Origin of the sequence: Paenalicyclobacillus ferrooxydans, from assembly GCF_001399675.1 — a bacterium.
GTDB lineage: Bacteria > Bacillota > Bacilli > Alicyclobacillales > Alicyclobacillaceae > Alicyclobacillus_B > Alicyclobacillus_B ferrooxydans.
Map to the genome: position 1 here is coordinate 14,610 of NZ_LJCO01000008.1, position 24,516 is coordinate 39,125.

The following is a 24,516-nucleotide window of genomic DNA, read 5'->3' on the forward strand; positions in this document are numbered from 1 at the left end:
GTGGCACATGACCGAATTGTGGTCAAGGGCGCACGTGCGCACAACCTGAAGAATGTCGATGTGGTCATTCCGCGTGACAAGTTCGTTGTGTTGACAGGGCTCAGCGGATCGGGCAAGTCGTCCCTGGCTTTTGACACGATTTACGCAGAGGGACAACGCCGCTATGTAGAATCACTGTCTGCCTACGCGCGTCAGTTTCTCGGACAGATGGACAAACCGGATGTGGACTCTATTGACGGGCTGTCGCCCGCCATCTCAATCGATCAGAAGACAACCTCTCGCAATCCGCGTTCAACGGTCGGTACCGTGACCGAGATCTACGATTACTTGCGACTGCTGTATGCGCGGATTGGGCATCCGCATTGCCCGAACTGCCATATCCCCATCAGCTCACAGACGGTGGAACAGATGGTGGACCGGATTTTAGAGTACCCGGAGAGCACCCGGCTGCAAGTGCTGGCTCCGCTTGTTCGCGGGCGCAAGGGCGAGCACAAAAACGTCTTTGAGGACATGAAAAAGAGCGGCTACGTTCGTGTCCGTGTAGACGGTGAGGTGCGGGAAGTCTCCGATCCGATTTCGCTTGAAAAGAACAAAAAACATACGATTGAGGTCGTCGTGGACCGGATTGTCATCCGGGACGACATCGCCGGCCGGTTAGCGGATTCACTGGAGACCGCACTCGGGTTGTCAGGCGGTCTCGTGGTCATTGATGTCATCGGGCAGGACGAGCTGTTGTTCAGCCAGAACTTTGCATGTCCGAACTGCGGTTTCAGTGTCGGAGAGTTGGCTCCTCGGATGTTTTCGTTTAACAGTCCGTTTGGCGCTTGTGAGGCCTGCAGCGGGCTCGGTGTGCACATGGAAGTGGACGAGGACCTGGTGATTCCGGACTGGTCAAAGAGCATTGACGAAGGAGCGATTGTGCCCTGGGTGGGATCCTCCTCGACCTACTATCCACAGTTGCTTGCCGCAGCATGCAAGGCGCTTGGCGTGTCGACAGACGTCCCAATATCGGAGATCCCGAAGCCGCTCATGGAGAAAATCCTGCATGGCACGAACGACAAGATTAAGTTTGCGTTTGAGAACGATTGGGGCCAGACGAAGGTCGCTGAGTTGCCGTTTGAAGGCGTCATTACAAACCTGCAGCGCCGCTACAAGGAAACTGCTTCTGACTGGACTCGTGAGTTCATTGAAGAATACATGAGCTCGAAGCCGTGCCCAGCCTGTAAAGGTCGTCGCTTGCGGCCAGAGAGTCTGGCGGTAAAGGTAGGCGAGAAGAACATCTCAGAGTTGACCGGTCTCGCTGTTCGGGACGCCTTACCGCACTTTGAAGGCTTGGACCTGACCGAGAAGGAGACTGCCATTGCTCGCTTGATTTTGCGTGAGATTGAGGCGCGTCTTGGTTTCCTGCGGGATGTCGGACTTGATTATTTGACATTATCCAGGTCTGCTGGCACCCTGTCCGGCGGTGAAGCACAGCGGATTCGGTTGGCAACACAGCTGGGCTCCAGCTTGATGGGCGTCCTGTACATCCTCGACGAACCGTCGATTGGGCTCCATCAGCGCGACAATGAGCGTCTGATTCGGACGTTGGAAAACATGCGCGACCTCGGGAACACCTTGATTGTTGTGGAGCATGATGAGGACACCATGCTTGCAGCAGACCATATCATCGACATGGGGCCTGGTGCGGGCGTGCATGGCGGTTCCGTGGTCAGTCAAGGGTCGCCGGAGGAGATTATGGCGGATGATGCGTCGTTGACGGGGCAGTATCTGGTAGGGAAACGTTTTATCCCGGTTCCGGAAAAACGCCGCAAGCCAGACGGCCGGAAGCTGCGCGTGAAAAAGGCAAAGGAAAACAACCTGAAGAACGTGAATGTCGATATCCCAATCGGTGTCTTTACCTGTGTTACGGGCGTGAGCGGATCGGGCAAGTCGACACTGGTCAACGAGATCGTATACAAAACGTTGGCGAGGGATCTGAACGGTGCAAGGACCAGGCCCGGAGCGTGTGCAGGTATAGAAGGACTCGATCAGTTGGATAAGGTGATCGACATCGACCAGTCGCCAATCGGCCGGACACCTCGCAGTAACCCGGCAACCTACACAGGGGTGTTTGATGATATTCGGGACTTGTTTGCAACGACCAACGAAGCCAAGATGCGCGGTTATAAGAAAGGCCGCTTCAGCTTCAACGTTCGCGGGGGTCGCTGTGAGGCCTGCAAAGGCGACGGGATCATCAAGATTGAGATGCACTTCCTGCCGGATGTGTACGTTCCCTGCGAAGTATGTAAAGGGAAGCGGTACAACCGCGAGACACTCGAAGTGAAGTATAAGGGTAAGAGTATTTCTGAAGTACTCGACATGACGATTGAAGATGCACTGGAGTTCTTCGAGAACATCCCGCGAATCGCACGGAAACTGCAGACTCTGGTCGATGTCGGCCTGGGCTATATGCATGTCGGACAGCCTGCGACGACGTTGTCCGGCGGTGAGGCGCAGCGCATCAAGCTGGCATCCGAACTCCACCGGCGCAGTACGGGACGAACACTGTACATCCTTGACGAGCCAACCACTGGTCTTCACGTGGCCGACATCGAGCGCCTGTTGACCGTTTTGCACAGACTGGTCGAGGCAGGGGACACGGTACTGGTCATTGAGCACAACCTCGATGTGATTAAAACTGCAGACTACTTGATTGACCTCGGGCCGGAAGGCGGCGAGGGCGGCGGCACCATCATTGCCACAGGTACCCCTGAACAGGTGACTCAAGTCGAGGCATCCTACACGGGCACGTTCCTCCGTCCCATCCTGGAGCGGGATAAAGCGCGGGCAAAAGGGGAGTATCGTCCGGCCGTGATTGCCACCCGGCATCCTCTCGCCGATCGCACGCAAGCTGCAACGCATCAGGCGGCGCTTGACCAGGCTGATGGGCATGGCCGGACTGATGCGCTCGACCAGGCTGATGGGCAAGATGAGGAAGAAGTGGTGCTTAAACGGAGGACAGGTGCATGACCACGGCAGGAATGTGGTGGGCTGACACGCTCGAGTCGTTTTCGGAAGCACTCGAACAAACGTATGATCTCGTTCAGGAGCGACACCCCGCCGTTCGTCACGTTGGAGAGTGGTGGATGAAAGATGGGCTGTGGTGCATTCAACTCGACTCTTGGTCGCATGCGGCCTGGAGCGGATCACTTGAGAATGCAGCTTGGCGGCGAGCCTTGAGCATTGCGCTTCAGAATGCCAGTGCTGCAAGCGCTCGACAGTTATCTTGGCGTCAAGTGGTCACGCAGCATTTTACTGAGTTGGTCCATCGTGCACTGTTAGATAGTTGGAAGTTCGATACGAAGGAACAGCGGTTGGGTTTGCGTCTGACAACCCGGGAGTTAACTACCCCGGGTTCCTTCGCATGGCTGGAGTTTTCGCGAACCCCAACAGACATCGATGAGTTTCGAACTTTGGTCGAACAGGTCCTGGAGGCATCTGCACAGGTTGTGTTTGTCGGTTGGACGGAGCACCCAAGTGCGCTTCAAGCTGCATTGGTATTTTTGCGAACCAGCAACGACGATGAATCGGCAGATCAGGACTGGGACTTCAATGAACATGACGAAGACCTCGTTACTGAGGACGGTGGTTCCGGTCCTCGGAGGACACAGGCAGGTGTTGCACGAATGCTTCGGCCGCTGCTCGATTCGCTCGAGTCGGACGCTATGGTAGCGGTGAAGGCGACGGTTGGATCTCAGTTTCCAGACGTCCGGGATTGGGCACTTGGTCTGCACTCTCTTGTCGAGGCATGGCGCGAGCGCACCTGGTTCGCTCCTGGACACGCGATTTACATATGGGGCCAGCAGCCGATTGCGTACCTACTGTCCAGTCTGCAGAGCAGCCAGATTGATCCGTTCCTTCTCATGGTCAGCAAGGAGGCAGAGGGAGACATCTTTTTGTCCACCGACTTGTCGGAGACCCTGCAGGGGGTTCTCGCTGCAAACCTCAATATCAGTGAGGCGTCTCGCCTGCTGTATCTCCATCGAAACACATTGATGAACCGAATTGAACGGATCCGCACGCAGACGGGCTACGATATTCGGCAGTTTGACGATGCGCTGATTCTCTGGGTTTCACAGGTGTTACTTCGCAGGCGGCGAGATGCACTCCCAGGCTCGTCTGTGGAGTCTGCCAGAACCTAGATCACATCGAAGTCGCTCGGGACTCAAGCAACGCGTTGTCTCGGACTCAAGCCACCGTGGGTGTGTCGGACTCGAGGTGTGCGATGTCTCTGGCCGAAGCCGTGCGATGTGCCCAACGGGACTGTGCAAAAACGTTGCACATTGCATCTCGTTCGATTTTGGGCGTGCAGAGTATACTGAGGTCATTCACTAAGAGTGATCGTAACGGCAAAGGACACAACGTCGGCGAGTTCACATCTACAAAGAGGAACGGTTTAAAGATGAGTAGATGTGTTTATAAGGAGGCAGATTTTCCATGGCAAGAGTTCAATTGAACAGCATTTGGAAAAAGTACACAGGTGATGTGGTTGCGGTAAAGGACTTCAATCTTGATGTTCAAGATAAGGAATTTGTCGTGTTTGTCGGCCCATCCGGCTGCGGTAAGACGACAACCCTGCGTATGATTGCAGGCCTCGAGGATATTACGACAGGCGACCTGTTTATCGGCGATCGCCGAGTCAACGACGTTGCACCGAAAGACCGGGACATCGCGATGGTGTTCCAGAACTATGCTCTGTACCCTCACATGACGGTATATCAGAACATGGCGTTCGGATTGAAACTTCGCAAGTTCTCGAAGGCAGAGATTGACAAGCGTGTTCGCGAAGCGGCTGACATTCTTGACATCGGACATCTGCTCGACAGAAAGCCGAAGGCGTTGTCAGGCGGTCAGAGGCAGCGTGTTGCGCTTGGCCGCGCCATTGTTCGTGAACCAGCTGTGTTTTTGATGGACGAGCCGCTGTCTAACCTTGATGCAAAACTTCGCGTTCAGATGCGTGCTGAGATTCGCAAACTTCATCAACGCATTCAGACGACAGTTGTTTACGTCACGCACGATCAGACCGAAGCTATGACCATGGGCGATCGCATTGTTGTCATGCGCGACGGCGTGATTCAACAGTCAGATACGCCGCAACAGGTGTACAACCACCCAGCAAACATGTTTGTCGCAGGCTTCATCGGATCGCCGGCAATGAACTTTGTCCGCGGCGAACTCATCGAAGAGAGCGGAAGCATCACGTTCCGTGCACCTGAAATTTCCGTCAAGATTCCTGAAGGCCGCTACCAAGCGCTGAGAAACGCAGGTGTAATCGGGAAACAGGTTGTCCTCGGGATTCGTCCGGAAGACATTCACAATGAAGAAATGTACCTGTCCACGTACCCAGACGCTATCTTGAATGCCCGCGTAGAGGTTGCGGAACACATGGGTTCTGAGGTCTACATCCACATTTCAGTGGGTGGACAATCGATGATTTCACGTGTCAGCTCGCGCTATCACTATTCGCCAGGCACTGAATTGAAGCTGGCACTCGACATGAACAAGGCGCATATCTTCAATGCAGAGACGGAGGAGACCATTCCGCACACCGTCGCAGAAGCACAGGTAGCACGATGAGTAAAACCCGATCTGTGACCGTGGAAGAGCTTGTCCGCGGCCTTGGACTGACGGTGTTCACACCAGACGCCGACATGTCCCGCACGATCAATACTGTGGATATTAACCGGCCAGGGCTTGCCTTGGCCGGCTATCTACGATATCACGCCGCGGAGCGAGTGCAATTGCTTGGCCGGACGGAATTATCGTTCTTTCGCGGGATGGATCCGAGGGAACAGGCGCTACGCGTGTTTGCGTTTTGCTCTTACGAGCAGACGCCCTGCATCATTGTTTCGCGTGGGGACATGCCCCCGGAGACCCTGCTGAAAGAAGCGATGGCACGCGGGTTGGCAGTGCTGGGTTCCAATCAAGTGACTACCAGAGCCGCGGCGATTATTTCCAACTTCCTTGAGGAAAGGTTGGCCCCGGAAACACTCGTTCATGGTGTCTTGGTGGACGTGTACGGCATTGGTATCTTAATCACCGGATCGAGCGGCATTGGCAAAAGTGAAACGGCACTAGAACTTGTCAAACGCGGGCACCGCTTGGTGGCGGACGACGCCGTTGTGATTCGCCAAGTCTCGGACGAGAGTCTCGTCGGCAGTCCGCCGCCGTTACTGCAGTATCTGCTTGAGATCCGCGGTGTTGGCGTGTTGAATGCGATGACCTTGTTTGGCGCGGGCGCAGTACGCACCCATAAGAAGGTTGCGATGGTCATCCACCTCGAAGCATGGCGCGAAGACGTGGCATACGATCGGCTCGGCATTGATGAAGAGACGATTCGCATACTCGATCTCGATCTCCCTTCGCTCACCATCCCAGTCCGTCCCGGTCGAAACTTGGCTGTCATTATTGAGGTGGCAGCAATGAACCACCGGTTGAAGCGGATCGGGTTTAATGCGGCCCAGGCCTTCTCCGATCAATTGGCGCAGGCGATTGAGGAGCAGGATGATTGAGGAGCAGGATGATTTGAGGAGCAAGATGATTAACGTCTGAAGGCGCGAAGTCAGCGCATTGGTTGGGGCAGAGCGGCGACAGGCGGGTAGGGCAGTAACGGAATGGACTGTTACCGTAGTAACACCGAAATAGCTAAAGACCATGCGGAGGCATGAACGGATGCCTTCAAGCATGGTCTTTTTGTTGTCCGTGTGTACTTCCAGGGTACCGAGTAAATGGTACGGGTAATTGTCGAAAATTGTCAAAAGAACGCCGTTTTTGCCTGCTTAAGGCAGGACATCTGTACTGAATGTCGAAAGAGGGCAGTGGTCTTTTTTGACAGGAGGGGATTGGGTGGAGCTGACACAGCGCCTGCAGAGCCTGAAAAGGCTGATGACAATGGCGAGGCAGCGCAAGCGATTGAATACGGTAACGTGGTTTAATGGTTCTTCTAACGACAAAAGTAGTGAGAGGTCCAATGGGTCGAATGTTCGACTATACGCTGCGACAATAGCAGCAGGCATGCTCCTTATTGGAGGGTCGTACCTTGCGATCGATCGGATCCAGTCTACGCAACCTTGGGTTCGCGTATTTTCCAACGGGAACTACATGGGCATGATACCCGACGACAGGTCCGTGGTTGCTAGTTTAAACCGCACAGCAAAGGCGTACCACGTGAGTATAAATCTCTCTCCCGTCCATACGCATGTTGATTCTGGATACAATTGGGGAGGGGTAGCTGCTCTTCCGACCGAAGCGACAGCCATTCGGTATAACGGGCAGCCTTTGGTCTACGTTTCTTCTCGAGCGCAGGCAGCATCCGTTCTTCGTCAGGTTCGAAATGCCCTGGTTCCAAAGGGAGTTAGTGGCAGCAGGGATGTTCATTTTGTAGGTAAGGTGGACGTTGCTCCTGCTGTCGTCAGCGTAACTTCTCTACTCGACACGAGTGCTGCGATTCGCTCGATTCTGCACCCTGAGATAAACCATTTAGCGGGACGTTCCGTCTCATTAAGCTGGTTGGCCCCGCAGTCTGGGATCTCCGGTTTCGCATCCAAGGTGAGCAGTGGTTTCCATTCAAACAATCCACCTGTCACATTTGGAGTCAGTTATAACGTGAACACCATCAGCGGGATCGCCGACACGTCAAACGCGCATCCCGAAAATGCATGGCGGGACGTACAGGCAAAAGCCAGTCACGGGGCACTAAACGGACCTCTTTTGAGTGTGCAGGCAATGGGCACAATCACGAAGGATCTCGCCCTCCCGTACGCAGTGCACTACATTCAATCTCCTGATCTAGGGCTTGGGGCAGTGAAGGTTGTACGACAAGGGCAACCTGGCAAGGTGAAGGAGAACGTTGCTGTCACCTACGTCAACGGCACGGCTGTCGCTGAGAAAGTCTTAAGTAAAAAAGTTCTCGAGCCACCTCGCCCGGAAGTTGTAGATAAAGGAACGAATGCGGGGATTGCTTCGGGATCGTGGAACTGGCCAACAGACAACTACGACATCACTTCGGGGTTCGGCTGGCGGATCTTAGGCGGGCGACCGAATTTCCACCCAGGGAAGGATATTGGGGTGCCTATCGGATCGCCCGTATATGCAACGAATAACGGTGTCGTGATTCAGGCTGGTTGGAATGCCGGCGGATATGGGAATTGGGTCATGATAAACAATGGACATGGCATCGAGACGGTCTTTGGACACATGTCAAAAGTTTTGGTGCATGTGGGGCAGACAGTCGCGAAAGGCGAATTGATTGGCAGGTCTGGAGACACAGGCTTCTCCACGGGACCCCACTTACACTACGAGGTTCGACTGAACGGCGTGCCTGTTGACCCTGCGAAGTATATGTAAAAACATGGTAGGTACCGTGTGCTGGGGGACCGGGGGACCGGGGGACCGGGGGATGCCAGGGGATGGGAGCGACTTAGGTCGCTGTGACCGACTTAGCTTCGAAAAACGGCGGGATTAAGTGGCTCAGACCGACTAAGGTGTCGAAAATCACGAGGTTAAGTCGCTGCGGCCGACTAAGCGTAGGCCGCGGACCGGTGTGGGAGCGAAATAAGTCGCTGTCACCGACTTAGCTTCGAAAAACGGCGAGATTACGTGGCTCAGACCGACTAAGGTGTCGAGAATCACGAGGTTAAGTCGCTGCGGCCGACTAAGCGTAGGCCGCGGACCGGTGTGGGAGCGAAATAAGTCGCTGTCACCGACTTAGCTTCGAAAAACGGCGAGATTAAGTGGCTCAGACCGACTAAGGTGTCGAAAATCACGAGGTTAAGTCGCTGCGGCCGACTAAGCGTAGGCCGCGGACGGGTGTGGGAGCGACTTAGGTCGCTGTGACCGACTTAGCTTCGAAAAACGGCGGGATTAAGTGGCTCAGGCCGACTAAGGTGTCGAAAATCACGAGATTAAGTCGCTGCGGCCGACTAAGCGTAGGCCGCGGACCGGTGTGGGAGCGAAATAAGTCGCTGTCACCGACTTAGCTTCGAAAAACGGCGGGATTACGTGGCTCAGACCAACTAAGGTGTCGAAAATCACGAGGTTAAGTCGCTGCGGCCGACTAAGCGTAGGCCGCGGACCGGTGTGGGAGCGAAATAAGTCGCTGTCACCGACTTAGCTTCGAAAAACGGCGAGATTACGTGGCTCAAACCGACTAAGCTGTCGAAAATCACGAGATTAAGTCGCTGCGGCCGACTAAGCGTAGGCCGCGGACCGGGCGAGTCGCATATAAGGAAAGGCCGCACCCACATAGGTGCGGCCTTCAAATTATCTAACAAGCCCCAAGCCCCAAGCCGGACACATTACATGGCTTCGGGTGCACGCAGTCCGAGCAGGTTGAGACAGTATGCGATAAATCTCCGTGAAGCGTCGGTTAACTCCAGACGAAACTCCTTCTCGGACTCTGTGTCAGCACCGAGGATGGGCACATCGTGGTAAAACCGATTAAAGGCATGACAGACATCGAGAACCAGCCTGGCGATGAGGGACGGATCGAGTTGGTCGATGGCTCGTTCAAACATCTCGTTTGCCTTGTTCATCTCTACGATGAGTCTCCACTCACTCGGCTGAAGCACAACATCGCTGGCTGATGACGAATCAAAGTTGTCCTTGACCCCTGCCTTACGAAGGACGCTGCACGCGCGCGCATGCGTGTACTGAACGTAAGGCCCGGTCTCACCGTCGAAATTGAGGACATCCTCATAACGGAAATCGACATCGTGCATGCGGTAGTTCTTCAAATCGTTGAAGACGACAGCGCCGATCCCGATCGCTTCAGCAACGTCATCTTTGTTTGGGAGCTCTGGATTCTTTTCGTCGATGATTCGCCGCGCTTCCGCAACAGCCTTCTCAAGGACGTCTTCCAGGTATACAACCTTCCCGCGCCGAGTCGACAGCCGTTCACCGTTGTACTTCATCATGCCGAACGCAACATGACGGCAATCTTTCGCCCACTCACGGCCCATCAGTTCGAGTACCTTAAACACCTGCTGGAAGTGCAGTGTTTGTTCAGCACCGACAACGTAGATGAGACGATTGCCCCCGAGCACATCGTGCCGATAGAGGGCTGCAGCCAAGTCACGCGTGGCGTAGATGGTCGCCCCATCCGACTTTCGAATGATGCAAGGAGGCAGGTCGTATGCTGATAGATCCACAACTTCTGCACCTTCGCTCTCCGTCAGAAGCCCTTTCTCCTTCAGTTCCTCGACAACCGCGTCCATTTTGTCGTTATAGAAACTCTCGCCAAGGACCTGCTCATGGTGAACACCGAGTCTGTCGTATGTTGCCTGAAAAGCCTTCAGGCTTTCATCAATGAACCACTGCCACAGGGAGCGGGCTTCTTCGTCGCCGTCCTCGAGGCGCTTAAACCATGCACGTGCCTCATCGTCGAGTGCGGGATGTTTCTCGGCCTCTGCGTGAAACCGGACATACAGCTCTAGCAATTCACGAGTTGGGTTTTTGCGGACCGTCTCTTCGTCTCCCCACATGCGGTAAGCAGCGATGTTTTTGCCAAACTGCGTACCCCAGTCGCCGAGATGGTTGATCCCGATAACTCTTGATCCATCCTCACGAAGCAGGTTGGCAATGGCATGTCCAATCATGGTCGATCTGAGATGCCCAACACCAAACGGCTTTGCGATATTTGGGGAGGAGTAGTCAATGGCTGCCGAGTCCCCAATCAGACGTTTCTCCGCGAATAAATTCTGCGGCTCTGTGCGCAGTGCACCAACGACCTCTTTTGCCACAGCTCCTTGCGCCACGTAGACGTTCACATAGCCGCCTGCCACTGCGACATCTTTAAAGTTCCCGGACTCTGTGAGCACTGCAGCAACTTCTTTGGCGATCTCGGTGGGCGCTTTGCGCAACTGTTTTGCAAAGCGGAAACACGGCAACGCCAAGTCTCCCAAATCTGGATTAGGCGGATATTCCACGAGCCCGGCTATCTCCACAGTGGGTAGTCCAACCACGGGGGCGACAAGCTCAGCAATTGTGAATTTCTGTGATTTCATGAAACCCTGTCCTCCTAAATTGACCCCTGCATGAATTTCATTATTATAGCACGGCCTAGACCAGGATAAGAAACTTCAACAGGCCGTACGACTTCATGAAGGCCGTACGACTTCATGACACCAAATAACTTCATTGCCTGTGCAGCCTGTGATATACTCGGTGTACATCGAAGTTCACATAAGTCTTGGATATTGTTTGGAGAAGTGAAGTAAAGAATCGTATGGCATAAACAACACTCTATTTGTGGAAGAATCGGAATTTGGAGACATGAAGCATCACCCTGGGACGTGAAGCACCACGGGAGACATGAAGCGTCACCCTGGGACATGATGCACACCGGGGACATGATGCAGCATAGGAAACGTGAAAGCTGCAAGGGAGGCATTGCGATGGATAGACATACAACCAGTGATTCGAACACACTGCGTGACCGGCGCTCGCTTCGGCGTGACCGGAATAACGTCATCGCCATGCAACTTGATGCCGCTTTTTTCTTTGAGCGGGGTGTCAAGTACCTGGAACGCAACCAATTAAAGAAGGCCTTACAGGCGTTTAGGAAAACTATAGAGTACGAACCGAACAACCCTGTCAATTACTGCAACCTGGCAGGTGTCTTGTCTGAACTCGGAGATTTCGAGGCCTCGAACGAGGCGCTTTTGCATGTGCTTGACAAGCTCGATCCGGAAATGACCGAGTGTCAGTTTTATCTGGCCAACAATTACGCGAACATGGGACAGTACGAAATCGCTGAGGAATACGTGATACAGTACTTGGACAAGGACCCGGAAGGCGAATTTGCGCTGGATGCGGAAGAGATGCTCGACATCCTCATGGATGAGTTTGGCGGCGGCGAGGCCTTTGCCAAGTGGGAGGAGACCCGTAAGGAACGCGAACGTACACAAGCCATTGAAGATGGACGGCATTTTCTTGAAGAGGGCCAGTTTGAAGCTGCGGTTCAGTGGCTCGAAGGACTCACCGGTCGGAATCCTGATGATATGGCAGCCCGCAACAATCTGTCACTCGCGTATTACTACACGGGACGGTATCAGGAAGCGATTGAGGCCGCCGAGCACGTTTTGCGCAAAGACCCGGACAACATTCACGGCCTGTGCAACCTGGCTGTGTTTACCGCACACCTTGGTACGCCAGCGGCCTTACAGGCGATCGTTAAACGGCTGAGGAAGGTGTTTCCGCTTCATTACGATCACGCGATGAAAATCGGCACCACCTTTGGCATCATCGGTGAGCATGATTCTGCGTTTGAGGTCTTTCGCAAACTTGTGCGCTTGGTAGACGTCCCAGAGCCGGTGTTGATGCATTCCATTGCCGCTTCTGCCGCCAACAGCGGGAGACTAGCTGCAGCACGCAAGTGGTGGAATGTACTCAGTCAGGAACCGGATATGTCTGAGGTGGCTTTGTATTACCTGGAGGCGCTGAAGCAGGTGGAAAGCATCGGATCGCGAACGATGCGTGTCAGTTACCAGTATGACATGCCCTTGCAAGTCAAGTTTGCGGAGATGAAGAAGCGGCTTTCGCGCGGGGATATCGAGGCTTGGCGAAGCGATCCGCTGCTTCGTACATCCCTTTACTGGGGCCTTCGCCATGGTTCCGATGAGATGCGGCGAGCTGTAATTCGTACCCTGTCCGTCATGGCAGATGCAGATGCGGAGCGTGCCTTACGGTCTTTTCTGCAGCGCCAGGACCTGTCCGTACCACTGCAGGCGGCAGCATTATACGCCTTACAGCGCATGGGCGCGCGCGGACGAGTTGAACTGTGGTCTGACAATGGCGAGATCTCTGTTCGCATGAGCGACGTACCGAAAGACATTATTCTTTCTGTCGATCCGGTTTGGCTCGATATCTATAACGCTGCAGAAACCTGGTTATGTGACCGTCATAAGAAGCGCTTGACTGCGGAAGCCAAACGAGTGTGGAGCGGTTTTTTGCGCCACGCGTTTGGGCGAAATGAGTTGGTGATTGGGAAACCGGAAATCTGGACCGCCGCGCTGGTCTACAGTGTTTTGAAGCGAAACGGTGTCCCAGTTCGACAGAAAGACGTAGCTGAAGAGTTTAAGGTTTCCGTTTCGTCTGTCAGTAAAGCAGCAGGCAAGCTCAGCGGGTTTTTCGTAACCATGCCGTAGTCTGCACGAGGGGATGACTGCATGGCGGAGGCAAGGTATGTAATTGTTGGGACAGCAGGACATATCGATCATGGCAAAACGTCACTCGTCTATGCCTTGACGGGAAAACATACGGATCGGTTGAAGGAAGAACAAACACGAGGTATTTCCATTGATATCGACTTTGCACCGCTGCGCTTTGATGATGGCTTGTTGATTGGCATGGTTGACGTGCCGGGTCATGAGCGGTTCATTCGCAATATGTTGGCAGGAGCCGCGGGAATTGACGCGGCTCTTCTTACGATTGATGTGAATGAAGGTGTGAAGCCGCAAACGCTTGAGCACCTGGCAATTCTTCAGATGCTTGGCGTCTCCAGTCTGGTTATTGCGCTCACAAAATGCGACCTAGCGGACGAAGAATGGATTCTTCTCGCTCGCGAGGTGTTGCAGGAGACGCTTCAAGGCACACCGTACGAAGGGGCCCCCGTGATTGCGACGAGTACGGTCACGGGCCAGGGATTAACGGAACTGAAAGTGGCGTTGCACCAACTTGCCCTCGACACACCCATCAGGGATGCAGGCGGGGCATTTCGGTTGCCTGTGGACAAGGTATTCTCTATTCCTGGCTTTGGCACGGTTGTAAGTGGGACGGTTTGGCGAGGAACTGTAGCCGTAGGAGATCACCTGGAATCCCTTCCTGGTCGCAAACCGGTTCGCGTACGTGGGATACAGTCCCACGGGAAACCAGTAAACACCGCACTCGCTGGTCAGCGTGCAGCGTTGAACCTGGTTGGTGTGGGTCACGACGAGGTTCACCGTGGTCATGCCATCGCAGCCTCGGGTACACTGATCGAGACTCGAATTGTGGACGTTCACCTTGGTGTAGTCGCCGGGTACGAAGCGGGCCTAGTGCATCGGAGCCGGGTGCACGTACACCTGGGGACAGCTCAAACCGTGGGACGTGTTCTTTTGCTCGAGGAAGATGTGATTGAAGCTGGCGCCTCGGCGTACGCACAGCTTTTGCTTGAACACCCTCTTGTCTGCGAGGCGGGGGACCACTTTGTGTTGCGAAGTTACTCACCGGTGACGACTGTCGGAGGCGGTCGAATTGTCGATCCGTCACCCGCTCGGTTATACCGCCGGAAGCGTCCGCAGGTCATTGCTGAGCTGAAGTCTCGTGACGGTGCGTCTCCACTCGAACGGGTTACACGTTTATGTCAAGTCGCACCCATCAGCACTGCGGCTATTGCATCACATTTGGGTTACACGGTCGAAGAAGCACAGTCGCTGACGTTCCAGGGCGTCGAGTCTGGTCGCTTAATGGAGGTGCCTGGCGGCTGGCTCGCTGATGAGGCGGTAGAGCGACTGCTTGAAGCGTCTTTGGCTGCCCTGACGGAAGCACACCGCAAACATCGTTTCCGCAACTGGCTGGCGAGGCGAGACGTAATCAGCCCGCGGCTAAATGCGCTCACGTCTCGCGATTTGGATTTTATCTTTCAAGAAGGCGCGCGCCGATCGTTGTGGGAGCTTCAGTCGGGGATGATCCGCATCTCAGGATGGGAAGTGACCCTCAGTGCTGAAGAGCAGACGATGTATGCGGACATGTTGGAAAGACTCAAGCATGCAGGAATCGAAGGCATGCTTCGCACGGAGCTTGTATCAGCGTACCCGAAGCGCGACAGAGTCGCCGACGCTTTGCTGCATTTTGCGGTCGAGTCGAACGACGCTGTTTCCCTCGGTGAAGGTGTGATGCTGGAAAGGTCTGTATTTGATGAGACTGTCCGACAGATTCGAGTGTTGTCTGATACAGTCGAGTCGTTTACAGTAGCACAGGTGCGGGATTTGCTGCACACGAGCCGCAGGCCGACGCTTATTCTGCTGGAAGCCCTGGATGCACTCGGAATAACCGTCCGTATTGGAGATGCACGTCAATTTGTGAAGTGACACAAATTCTTAAAGTCGGTGTAACACAACTGCAACATGAACGTTTTAAGATAAACCTGTATCACATTTGACCCCCTTTGATATACATTACTTGGGCGCCTCTTAAGGGCGCCAACTTTTTTTATATGGGTCACCATGCTATGCTACGCATAGTGAGGTGACTCTTTGTGCAGATCATTGTTAATTGCGTGATTCTTATAGATGACCAACTGGTTTTGTTGCAAAAACCGAGGAGAGGTTGGTGGGTCGCTCCTGGCGGGAAAGTGGAGCCGTCTGAGACGTGGGTCGAGGCGGTTCGAAGGGAATTTTGGGAAGAAACCGGGTTGACTGTCAGCGGCCTGCATCTCCGCGGTATTCACCGAATTTGGATTGGCGAAGGTGAGAACCGTAAAGACCGCATCATTGCACAGTTTTCAGCGTCCACCGCAACGGGAACCCTTCTTTCCGAGTCGAAAGAAGGTATACTGGATAAGGTCGGCTTGGAAAAGTGGGAGAACCTCCCCATGGACGATGGCGATCGAATCATGATTCGCCACACACTGGACAGTATGCGGAACAACAGCAGTGCCATTTGCTTCGGGAAGTTTGTGTACACAGAGGACCATGCGCTCATCACATGGGAGATCTCGGATTGTGATGTGCCAGTTGGAGCAGAATCAACATCTGGGGCAGGGGGAGACATCCATTGGACGCATGGTTTGGCATAGATATAGGTGGAACAAGCGTAAAAACAGCACTCGTTGACAATGTTGGACACATCCTTGTTTCACAGTCGTTTGACACCGGTGCAGAACGGGACGCCGAGACTGTTGCTGTTCGGATTAAAGATACCCTTGAGTTGTTGAAAGCCCGACTTAAAGACGGGGGGAGTACGTGCCAGGTACACGGGGCCGGCGTTGGCATTCCAGGCTTTTTGGACTTAGATACCGGTATTGTGGCTGAGGCCGTAAACCTGGGTTGGACAGACGTTCCCTTTCAGAGCATGCTTGAGCAACTCCTGCAATTGCCTGTGGCAATGGAAAATGATGCGAACTTGGCGGCGCTCGGTGAAGCGTTCGCTGGGGCAGGAGCCGACCGCCGCGTGGTCTTATGTGCAACTGTCGGGACAGGTATCGGTGGAGGTATCGTGATCGACGGGAGATTGCACCGAGGTGTCAACGGGATGGCCGGAGAGATTGGTCACTTGGTTGTAAAGCGGGACGGAGGCATCCTTTGCAACTGCGGGCACCATGGTTGTCTGGAGACCGTTGCTTCAGCCACCGCCATCGTGCGGCAGGCGCAGGCGTTGCAGTCTGCAGGAAAGCTTCCAGCGGATAAGGTGGTGACAGAGGCCAAGGATGTCTTTGACCTTGCTGAACGCGGGAACGAGGCGGCGCTTAGTGTCATCACAGATGCGGCAAACTGGCTTGGCTATGGTTTGTCCCTTGCGGCCATTACGTTAAATCCGGATGTGATTGTGATTGGCGGCGGTGTCTCGCGGGCCGAAGAGCGTTTCCTAATGCCGATGCAGGCTGCTTTTGAACAATACGCTTTGGAACGTGTGGCGCAGGCTGCGGAGGTTCGGGCAGCGACCTTGTCAAATGATGCAGGCGTCATCGGGGCCGCTCGTCTCGCTCAACAGCGAGTCAGCTCAAACGCCTGACGAGCAGATTATCCTGCGAAGATGCGGAGGTGCAGCAATGGCGACACGCATTGAAGTCATCGTGATGACGGGGATGTCAGGAGCCGGCAAAACGGTCGCGATGCAGGCGTTGGAGGACATCGGATTCTTTTGCGTGGACAACTTACCGCCAGCGCTGATCCCGAAGTTTGTCGAGATCATTCAGCAGAACGGGCAGACGAGGCGTGTAGCTCTCGCCTGCGACTTGCGCGGCGGCGACCTGTTCCAACCTTTGCTCGATACCGTCAATCAACTGCGGCAATTGTCTGGCCTAGAGGTGCTCCTCGTGTACCTCGATGCCAGTGACGCCGCATTGGTGCGGCGATACAAAGAGACGCGCCGACGTCACCCGTTTGTTGACGGTGCACGTCTCCTCGACGGAATTGAAGCGGAACGAAAGGCACTTGCACAAGTGAAGGCAGGTGCCGATCTGATTCTCGACACCAGCGATTGGAAACCGCCTCGTCTTAAGCAGGAACTTGCCAGTCGTTTGTCAAAAAGTCCCTATACATTACCTGTGCATATCATCTCCTTTGGCTTTAAATACGGTATCCCGATTGATGCAGACATGATTTTCGACGTCCGATTTTTGCCAAACCCGCACTACGTGGAGGGGTTGCGCCCATACACAGGGGAAGATACGCCGGTCTATGATTACGTGATGCAGTGGCCAGCCACGCAAGAGTTCTTGCAAAGGACAGAAGAGCTGATTGACTTTCTGTTGCCTCAGTTTACCAAGGAGGGGAAGAGTCAGCTCGTCATCGCGGTTGGTTGTACAGGAGGCAAACACCGTTCTGTGGCGGTGAGTCGGCATATTCTCGAACACCTGCGCGATAAAGCGGATGCCTACCTGACCCACCGCGACAGCGCTCGGGAGGGCTGATTCAGTGCGGCGATGGTGGTTATGGGCATGGACCATCGGAACCTTCGGTTGTGGCATCGTAGCTGGCACACTGGGAGTGTCCACGTGGCAGAACCGCGGGTTGTTGATGGGCCTGCTGGTGCTCGTTTTAGCTGTTTTCTTGCTCGGCTTTGGTTGGTGGCGCGATATTCGTCAGGCACGTCAACGGACAAAACAATTGCGGCGAAGGCCCCGTATAGCGGCCATCGGCGGGGGGACAGGACTCTCTGTCGTGTTGCGAGGATTGAAAGAGTTTGAGGTGGATCTAACCGCCATCGTTACGGTGGCAGATGACGGTGGGAGTTCCGGCCGTTTGCGATCCGATCTCGCGATGCCGCCCCCGGGAGACATCCGCAATTGTCTGGTCGCCCTGGCTGACACTGAGCCTCTGCTTGAACGGTTGTTGCAGTTCCGTTTCCCTGCTGGTGAAGGACTCGCAGGCCACAGTTTCGGAAACCTGTTTCTGGCTGCAATGACGCACATTATGGGGGATTTTGAGTCAGCCATTCGCGAAACCAGCCGTGTCCTTGCGGTTCGCGGGCGGGTGCTCCCTGCTGTGCACGAAGACGTGATTCTGCGCGCGGTGATGTCGGATGGGACCTTTGTCGAGGGCGAGTCCAATATCCCGCTTGCAGGGGGCAAGGTCGATCACGTTGAACTGTCCCCGTCTGAGCTCCATCCGCTTCCGGAGGCCATTGCAGCGATTCGTGAGGCGGATGCTATCGTCATAGGGCCTGGAAGTCTCTACACCAGTGTTCTACCGAATCTGTTAGTTCCTGAACTGGTAGAGGCGATTGCTGAGAGTCCCGCGAAGAAGATTTATATCTGCAACGTGATGACGCAGCCGGGTGAGACAGACGCCTTTTCAGCTGCGGAGCACGTCGAGGTTATCTATCGCCACATTGGAAGAAAGTTGTTTGATTACATCGTCGTCAACGCGTCAGCCCTTCCTGCCGAAGCACTGGAACAGTACCAGGAACAAAAATCCTATCCGGTGCTTGTCGACATGGAACGCCTGAACCAACTTGGGTTACGTGTTATCGCAAGGAATTTCGTACACTATGCAACCTATGCCAGGCATGACAGTCGCTTGATTGCGGAGCAGATTGTCAGTCTGATTGGGTACGAGCGGTGGACGCAGAGTTAAGCAAAGTGACGCGACGCTGACACTCGAGGGGGTGAGCACATGTCTTTCGCAGCACAAACGAAAAAAGAACTGACTGCTATTGTCAACGAACCTTGTTGTGCACTGGCTGAACTGCAGGCTTTGGTCGAATTGAACGGCCAGGTTAAAGTCGTCGACAGCCGCCGAACGCTTGATGTCGAAACGGAAAACGTTTCAACGGCAAGGCGTATTTACACAGAGCTGCGTAAGACGGTTGGCGTGCACCCGGAGGTTTCCGTGCGCAAGAAGATGCGCTTGAAGAAGAACAACGTGTATTCAGTGCGGCTGCAACATGGCGTGGATACTGCACTTTCGCAACTTGGCTTAGAGGTAGATGATGAAGGTGCAATTGGTCTGATGAAGCCTGTTTCCGAAGCGACCTGTTGCAGACGTGCATATCTGCGGGGAGCATTTTTGGCGGCGGGTTCAGTCAATGACCCAGGCAGCAATTCATATCATCTGGAGATGACTGTGCACTCTCTCGGCGAGGCCACCCGCCTTCAGGAACTCATGGCTGAATACGATCTTCGACCCAAGGTGATCCCGCGTAAGAACGGGTTTGTCGTCTATCTCAAAGAAGGCGAGAAGATTGTTGAATTACTCAGCGTGATTGGGGCTCACCAGGCACTTTTGCGGTTTGAAGACATTCGTATCTTAAAGGGGATGCGCAATCAGGTCAACCGCTTGGTCAACTGTGAAACGGCGAATATGAACAAAACCATCAGCGCTGCGGTTCGTCAACTTGAAGTGATTCAGACCATTGATGAACGAATGGGGTTGCACAACCTGCCTGATCACTTGCGCGAGGTAGCTGAGATGAGGCAGCAGTTCCCGGAGGCGAACCTGAAGGAATTATGCGACAGGATGGATAATAAGGTAACCAAATCAGGGTTGAACCACAGGTTAAAGAAACTTGAAGAAATTGCCGACAATCTGCGTAGTGCCAAGGCCTAGATGTGTGCGAGATGCACATTGGTCATGCCGTCTTGGCGTGTTATACTTTGCACAAAGTTGCTGGTGGGAAGGTCATTCATTTGTGCGCACTGCCGCACAGTGACGTGAGAGGGTTCCCACTCGTTAAGGAGGACTTTACATGGTAGAAAAAACGGTGATCGTCAATCTCCGTTCAGGGTTGTTAGCGCGGCCGGCAGCACTGTTTGTTCAGGAAGCCAACCGGTTCTCATCGGATATCTTTGTTGAGAAAGACGGCAAATCCGTCAATGCTAAGAGCATTATGGGAATTATGTCGCTGGCCATCGCACACGGTCAGGAAGTCATCATCAAGGCTGACGGCTCCGATGCTGAGCAAGCTGTCGCTCGCCTCGGTGAGATGATTACGAAGGAAGAATAATTTAACACCTGAGCTGCAGAGCTTGTTCTGTCTCCGCATTTCTTTTCATAGGCTTAGTCATAGGGATCGTCTTTGTGCACCGGACTCGGTGCAGCAAGCCGACGAGAGTGACTGAGCCCGAGGAGGAACGCCTGATGGAACGCTTTCGGGTTCGAACTCGTGCCGAGGCGCGGGGGAGAACAGTATGGGTGCTCGCGATTGCGGTTGCCTGCGTTGGGTTGTTTGAACTATTCCGCCTGCTCGTCCCGTTTCAATCCATCAATCCTTTGTGGAGCGAAGCGACAATTGGTCAAACGGTCCTTGGCAATTGGAGTTATGGCGGGGAAGATGCAGAAGGATACTTGCGATTCTATGACAGTGGCCACGAAATCACATTGCCGCCTAATGCGCATTTGTTTGGCGCCAATGGGCGGTTTGTTGTTCTTGAACAGCATTCGCCAACTTCCATCACCTACGCGTTACCGTGGAATGCCATCCCGGTAAGCTGGCTGATGGGCGGGGCAGCGCTGATTGCGATGCCGGTTGGCCTGTTGTTTTTACGACTGCGCGGCAGGAAAGGCTGGAAATCTGTCGGTCCGCGAGCAGGTGGTCTGAAGGCAGGGCCCCGTTTCAAAAACCATGCATCCTCAACGAGGACGAAAAGTGGAGGCCGGTCATTTCGTTCGACAAGCGGTCATCGGTTCATCACGACGCGGCGTTCATCTGGTCCAGGGTTTCGGTCTAAAAAATCCCGTTAAGCTGTGCGGATGTCCTCTACACGTGCATGAAGAATTGCATTTATTGTCGTGAGCGAACGTGTAACCTGGCGGGGTGTGATGGGCTCGTCGCGAAATTCGGTCGGTTACAGGATTGGGATGGGGGGACCCTTGTGGTCCTCCTTTTTGTGTCGGCATTTTATGTCAAGTTTTCTTGTGGGCGCGCGGTGGACATGGTACGCTAAAAGGCAGCATACAAAAGCAACCAACATTCTCGTTAATGAGGGGAAGGACGGAGGGAATGGCGTTACGTCCCGGGCGCGTCCAGCAAATCCACAAGCACGACGCGCGAGGTATCGATCGCAGCAACCAGCCCTTCACGATTGACAAGTTGATTCGCCGTCCAGGGCTCGTGTCGATTCAACGACCGGCGTTTGAACCAGGCTACAGTCATCATATGCGCGAGGTATATCCGCATTGGGGCATTGCAGTAAGCACATGTCTGGATAACGGTTTACCCGTCAAACATCCCCGGCTGAAGTTCGATCACTATGTCGACTTGGTTAAGGTCTGGGAAGACCAAGAGTACATCTATGTGGAAGATATGTACGTCGACGTGCTTCTGTATGAACGGTCGTACTACCATGTAATTGACATGGAGGAGCTCGGCGAGGCGATTGCGGACCGATTGGTTAGTTCAACTGAAGCCAAACGTGTCCTCGAGAACACTCAGAAGTTTGTTGATGCCATGAAGCGCAGCAGACTTTCCTACGTCATCTGGAAGCAGAAGTACGGGACACACCGCCGGCATCTGTAGGCCTGGGGGTTCATTCTGAAGCTGTTGTGTCGACCAGATGGCCGACCATCGTCCGGGGTATCACTTCTCGGACCGGTCACAGCCACAACACAGGGAGGTAGAGGCGCATGCGCCTCTACCGCTGACTGTTGTGGTGCATTAGAACCAGCTGCAATCGACGGCTAACCGTCGATGCTGTCAATGACCTGCTCAGCAATGCGGCTTGCGTCCCCCATACTCGTCCCATTCATACGGGTACGGCGATACGTTTCCCAGGCCGCAATCCCGACACTTGCACCGAGAACCACCGCGGTCAGGGTGCCCATCCCATTATTGTGACGCCGCGGCATCCAGCGATTTCGCATGCTTCCAGCCATACCGTTCATCAGTTCCCACATGGTCAGCACCTCCCGTAGCGTAGTTTATCCAAGTGACCTGTTTTCACACTCGGCAAGCGGGATGAAAGGGAGGGCAATAGATGGAATTTGCGGACGTGAACAATGGTGTCAGAGTTCTCCTTGGGGCGGTAAATATGGGCCTTGTAATGACTTCAGATGGTCTCACGGCGGTCGATACAGGTCTCGACAAACAGGCTGCGAAAAAGCTCATCCACGCTGCCGAAGATCTTGGCCGCCCCATTATTGCCATCATCAATACACACGCTCATGCGGACCACTTTGGGGGAAACGATGCTGTTCTGGCGAAGTACCCGCAAGCGTTGGTTTACGCCCCAGTCCATGAAGCGCCGATGATCCGTCAGCCGTCTTTTGAACCGCAGTATCTGTGGCAAGGTGCCCAACCCTTTTCACAGCTTCAGAACAAGTTTCTGCTCGCGCCTGCGAGTCGTGTCGATAACGAATTTCACCCCGGCGAAGCATGGCAGATTGGGGAAACCAGGTTTGAAGCCTTTGGATTGCCAGGACACGCCCATGCACAGTGTGGGATTCGCGTGAACGGGGTTTTGTTTGCGGCCGACAGTTACTTTGGGGCAAACGTAACGGACAAGCACGGTATCCCGTTCATGGTGGATTATCATCGCACTTTACAGAGTGCACAGGCAGCGGCTTCGATTGCGGCAGACTGGTGGGTGCCTGGACATGGCGATCCGACGAGAGACCCTTCCGCCGATATTGAACACCTTATCAACCGCCATCAATCGGCGTATGAACGCGTCATTCGGATGGTCAGTGAGTCTTCTGAGAGTGGCATCTCACTGGACGACTTGACTGGGCAGATGTGTCTTCAATTTCAACTTAAGCCGGCGAATCCAGGCGGATGGCTGTTAATCCGCACAACCATCGCAGCGTACGTCAGTGCCGCCATTGACAACCGCGAGATCGAGCCTGCTGTTGAGGCTGGCATCCTTAAATTGCGCTCGCTCTGATAGGCGGACAAAGAGGTCTGAATTAAGGAGTGTTGGTGTAAAATTGACTATAGAGGCAGCCAGTCTGGCCCATCCGGATGGTCTCTCCCTCACAGAGTGGTATGAGCGTGTACACCGGAAACTGCCTTGGCGTGAAAGTCGCGATCCTTACGCCATCTGGATCAGCGAGACGATGCTACAGCAGACCAGGGTCGAGACTGTCATTCCGTATTACCGAGCTTTTATGGAACGATATCCATCCGTTCAGGAACTGGCATCCGCAGATTTCGATGAAGTTGCCAAGCTGTGGCAAGGTCTTGGATATTACTCTCGGGCAAGGAACCTTCATCAGGCTGCCCAAGTTGTCGTCACACAGTACGGGGGCACCATGCCGAGTACGGAGGACGATGTTCGGCGTTTGCCTGGGATTGGGCCGTACACTGCAGGAGCTGTACTGAGTATCGCGTTCGACCTTCCGATACCTGCCGTCGACGGGAACGTCCTGCGCGTTATGACTCGGTATCTCGGTATTTATGAGCCGATCGAAACCAACGCGGTGAAACAGGCAGTCGCGGATCAAGTCAGGTCTTGGCTGCTGGTCTCACGACCTTCTGTGTTGACGCAAGCCGTGATGGAACTCGGAGCAATGGTGTGTACACCAAAGTCGCCAGACTGCGCATCGTGTCCGCTTCGTGAAAGGTGCCACGCTTTTGAAGCCGGGACACAGTCCACATTGCCGATGAGAAAGCCGAAGCGGGCTAAACGCATGGTGAACGTGTACGCGCTGTGGTTAGAGCACGACGGACTGGTGTGTATGCACAAGCGACCAGAAAAAGGCCTGCTGGCAGGCATGTGGGAATTCCCGTCGATTGAGCAGCTCGTCACAGAGGATTCGGCAAGGAATCGGAAGAAGTCCCGAGGAGGCAAGAGTCTCGTTCGTGACAACGTTTCTTCTGAGGGTGTGATTCCTGGTGATAGTCTGGTACTTTCGGATGAAGTGATTCCTTCTGATGAAGTGATTCCTTCTGATGATGTAATTCCTTCTGATGATGTAATTCCTTCTGATGTGGAAGCCAGTTTGACTGTGTTGCTCGAGAGTTTGAAACACCCCTCTGGCGCCGAGAGGACAGTTGAACAGCCACAAGACCTGACAATGGTCCGAGAACAGTTAGACGGAGAAAGATTGGATTTGGCAGAAGAGAGGGGATCCACCCTTCGAAAGTTCGCAAAGGTGGCTGAGGAAAGGCACCTGTTTACGCACATTGATTGGACGGTTCAAGTGTTGCGTCCAGTTGGTGTAACTGCGCTTGACTACCTGGCGCATACTGTTGACACGGGAATAACAGACGAGTACGCTTGGGTACCCAAGCGTGAATTGCACAAGTTGGTCTTGCCACGTGTGTACGAAAAGTTAGTGGAGGTCATGGTGCAAGAAACGTAAGGGACCAGAAAGATGATTTTGCTACCTGAAAAGG

Annotated in this window: 19 protein-coding genes; 17 read left to right on the plus strand and 2 right to left on the minus strand. The window is 54.1% G+C overall.

All coding sequences use genetic code 11. The features are described from left to right. From uvrA to AN477_RS00260, 5 genes are all read left to right on the plus strand, one after another. The gene (gene uvrA, locus AN477_RS00240; RefSeq protein WP_083485794.1) at positions 1-3,012 is read left to right on the plus strand and encodes an excinuclease ABC subunit UvrA; all 3,012 of its coding nucleotides are present in this window, start codon (positions 1-3) and stop codon (positions 3,010-3,012) included. Next, positions 3,009-4,184 carry a PucR family transcriptional regulator gene (locus tag AN477_RS00245; RefSeq protein ID WP_054967186.1) on the plus strand — a complete coding sequence of 392 codons (1,176 nt, stop codon included), beginning with the start codon at positions 3,009-3,011 and terminating at the stop codon, positions 4,182-4,184. The genes uvrA and AN477_RS00245 overlap by 4 nt, the downstream gene beginning before the upstream one ends. A gap of 295 nt (positions 4,185-4,479) precedes the next feature. Then, a complete protein-coding gene (locus tag AN477_RS00250; protein ID WP_054967187.1) occupies positions 4,480-5,619 on the plus strand; it encodes an ABC transporter ATP-binding protein in 1,140 nt (379 codons plus the stop codon). Then, positions 5,616-6,554, plus strand: coding sequence for an HPr(Ser) kinase/phosphatase (hprK, locus tag AN477_RS00255; RefSeq protein WP_054967188.1), 939 nt, complete (start codon positions 5,616-5,618; stop codon positions 6,552-6,554). Before AN477_RS00250 ends, hprK begins: the two co-directional genes overlap by 4 nt. Before the next feature lie 334 nt (positions 6,555-6,888). Continuing rightward, positions 6,889-8,388, plus strand: a complete 1,500-nt coding sequence (locus AN477_RS00260; RefSeq protein ID WP_054967189.1) for a peptidoglycan DD-metalloendopeptidase family protein — start codon at positions 6,889-6,891, stop codon at positions 8,386-8,388. 950 nt (positions 8,389-9,338) lie between these two features. Here the strand turns inward: AN477_RS00260 and argS are convergent. After that, positions 9,339-11,045: an arginine--tRNA ligase gene (argS, locus tag AN477_RS00265; RefSeq protein WP_054967190.1), complete on the minus strand. Its 1,707-nt coding sequence runs from the start codon at positions 11,043-11,045 to the stop codon at positions 9,339-9,341. A gap of 390 nt (positions 11,046-11,435) precedes the next feature. Here argS and AN477_RS00270 point away from each other — a divergent pair, with 390 nt between their 5' ends. The 10 genes from AN477_RS00270 (at position 11,436) to AN477_RS00315 (ending at position 21,699) form a co-directional block, all read left to right on the plus strand. Continuing rightward, entirely contained in the window at positions 11,436-13,187 is a 1,752-nt protein-coding gene (locus AN477_RS00270) for a tetratricopeptide repeat protein (RefSeq protein WP_054967191.1), read from the plus strand. Positions 13,188-13,208: 21 nt separating this feature from the next. Next, the gene (gene selB, locus AN477_RS00275) at positions 13,209-15,110 is read left to right on the plus strand and encodes a selenocysteine-specific translation elongation factor (protein ID WP_054967192.1); all 1,902 of its coding nucleotides are present in this window, start codon (positions 13,209-13,211) and stop codon (positions 15,108-15,110) included. 167 nt (positions 15,111-15,277) lie between these two features. After that, entirely contained in the window at positions 15,278-15,817 is a 540-nt protein-coding gene (locus AN477_RS00280; protein ID WP_054967193.1) for an NUDIX domain-containing protein, read from the plus strand. Next, entirely contained in the window at positions 15,796-16,752 is a 957-nt protein-coding gene (locus tag AN477_RS00285; protein ID WP_054967194.1) for an ROK family protein, read from the plus strand. Before AN477_RS00280 ends, AN477_RS00285 begins: the two co-directional genes overlap by 22 nt. Before the next feature lie 37 nt (positions 16,753-16,789). Next, positions 16,790-17,653 carry an RNase adapter RapZ gene (gene rapZ / locus AN477_RS00290; protein WP_054967195.1) on the plus strand — a complete coding sequence of 288 codons (864 nt, stop codon included), beginning with the start codon at positions 16,790-16,792 and terminating at the stop codon, positions 17,651-17,653. 106 nt (positions 17,654-17,759) lie between these two features. Next, entirely contained in the window at positions 17,760-18,818 is a 1,059-nt protein-coding gene (locus AN477_RS00295; protein WP_425388109.1) for a gluconeogenesis factor YvcK family protein, read from the plus strand. A 39-nt stretch (positions 18,819-18,857) separates the two neighbouring features. Further along, complete coding sequence (gene whiA, locus AN477_RS00300; protein ID WP_054967196.1) at positions 18,858-19,790, plus strand: DNA-binding protein WhiA; 933 nt, start codon at positions 18,858-18,860, stop codon at positions 19,788-19,790. 139 nt (positions 19,791-19,929) lie between these two features. Next, positions 19,930-20,187 carry an HPr family phosphocarrier protein gene (locus tag AN477_RS00305; RefSeq protein WP_054967197.1) on the plus strand — a complete coding sequence of 86 codons (258 nt, stop codon included), beginning with the start codon at positions 19,930-19,932 and terminating at the stop codon, positions 20,185-20,187. Between the two features lie 134 nt (positions 20,188-20,321). Then, positions 20,322-20,924 carry a hypothetical protein gene (locus AN477_RS00310; RefSeq protein WP_054967198.1) on the plus strand — a complete coding sequence of 201 codons (603 nt, stop codon included), beginning with the start codon at positions 20,322-20,324 and terminating at the stop codon, positions 20,922-20,924. A gap of 259 nt (positions 20,925-21,183) precedes the next feature. After that, entirely contained in the window at positions 21,184-21,699 is a 516-nt protein-coding gene (locus tag AN477_RS00315) for a DUF402 domain-containing protein (protein ID WP_054967199.1), read from the plus strand. A 161-nt stretch (positions 21,700-21,860) separates the two neighbouring features. On the opposite strand, the gene AN477_RS00320 is transcribed toward AN477_RS00315, so the two are convergent. Beyond that, complete coding sequence (locus AN477_RS00320; RefSeq protein ID WP_054967200.1) at positions 21,861-22,076, minus strand: hypothetical protein; 216 nt, start codon at positions 22,074-22,076, stop codon at positions 21,861-21,863. 80 nt (positions 22,077-22,156) lie between these two features. On the opposite strand from AN477_RS00320, the gene AN477_RS00325 reads away from it, so the two are divergent. Both AN477_RS00325 and mutY read left to right on the plus strand, forming a co-directional pair. Continuing rightward, positions 22,157-23,062 (plus strand): MBL fold metallo-hydrolase, encoded by a 906-nt coding sequence (locus tag AN477_RS00325; RefSeq protein ID WP_054967201.1) that lies wholly within the window; start codon positions 22,157-22,159, stop codon positions 23,060-23,062. A gap of 43 nt (positions 23,063-23,105) precedes the next feature. Next, positions 23,106-24,482, plus strand: a complete 1,377-nt coding sequence (gene mutY / locus AN477_RS00330) for an A/G-specific adenine glycosylase (RefSeq protein WP_054967202.1) — start codon at positions 23,106-23,108, stop codon at positions 24,480-24,482. Positions 24,483-24,516: the final 34 nt, after the last annotated feature.

What these genes read in the sequence shown, in the direction of transcription:
- AN477_RS00245 (WP_054967186.1), top strand. Translation starts at nt 3,009, where the DNA reads ATGACCACGGCAGGAATGTGGTGGGCTGACACGCTCGAGTCGTTTTCG.
- AN477_RS00250 (WP_054967187.1), top strand. Translation starts at nt 4,480, where the DNA reads ATGGCAAGAGTTCAATTGAACAGCATTTGGAAAAAGTACACAGGTGAT.
- hprK (WP_054967188.1), top strand. Translation starts at nt 5,616, where the DNA reads ATGAGTAAAACCCGATCTGTGACCGTGGAAGAGCTTGTCCGCGGCCTT.
- argS (WP_054967190.1), bottom strand. Translation starts at nt 11,045, where the DNA reads ATGAAATCACAGAAATTCACAATTGCTGAGCTTGTCGCCCCCGTGGTT.
- AN477_RS00270 (WP_054967191.1), top strand. Translation starts at nt 11,436, where the DNA reads ATGGATAGACATACAACCAGTGATTCGAACACACTGCGTGACCGGCGC.
- selB (WP_054967192.1), top strand. Translation starts at nt 13,209, where the DNA reads ATGGCGGAGGCAAGGTATGTAATTGTTGGGACAGCAGGACATATCGAT.
- rapZ (WP_054967195.1), top strand. Translation starts at nt 16,790, where the DNA reads ATGGCGACACGCATTGAAGTCATCGTGATGACGGGGATGTCAGGAGCC.
- AN477_RS00295 (WP_425388109.1), top strand. Translation starts at nt 17,760, where the DNA reads ATGGGCCTGCTGGTGCTCGTTTTAGCTGTTTTCTTGCTCGGCTTTGGT.
- whiA (WP_054967196.1), top strand. Translation starts at nt 18,858, where the DNA reads ATGTCTTTCGCAGCACAAACGAAAAAAGAACTGACTGCTATTGTCAAC.
- AN477_RS00305 (WP_054967197.1), top strand. Translation starts at nt 19,930, where the DNA reads ATGGTAGAAAAAACGGTGATCGTCAATCTCCGTTCAGGGTTGTTAGCG.
- AN477_RS00310 (WP_054967198.1), top strand. Translation starts at nt 20,322, where the DNA reads ATGGAACGCTTTCGGGTTCGAACTCGTGCCGAGGCGCGGGGGAGAACA.
- AN477_RS00315 (WP_054967199.1), top strand. Translation starts at nt 21,184, where the DNA reads ATGGCGTTACGTCCCGGGCGCGTCCAGCAAATCCACAAGCACGACGCG.
- AN477_RS00320 (WP_054967200.1), bottom strand. Translation starts at nt 22,076, where the DNA reads ATGTGGGAACTGATGAACGGTATGGCTGGAAGCATGCGAAATCGCTGG.
- AN477_RS00325 (WP_054967201.1), top strand. Translation starts at nt 22,157, where the DNA reads ATGGAATTTGCGGACGTGAACAATGGTGTCAGAGTTCTCCTTGGGGCG.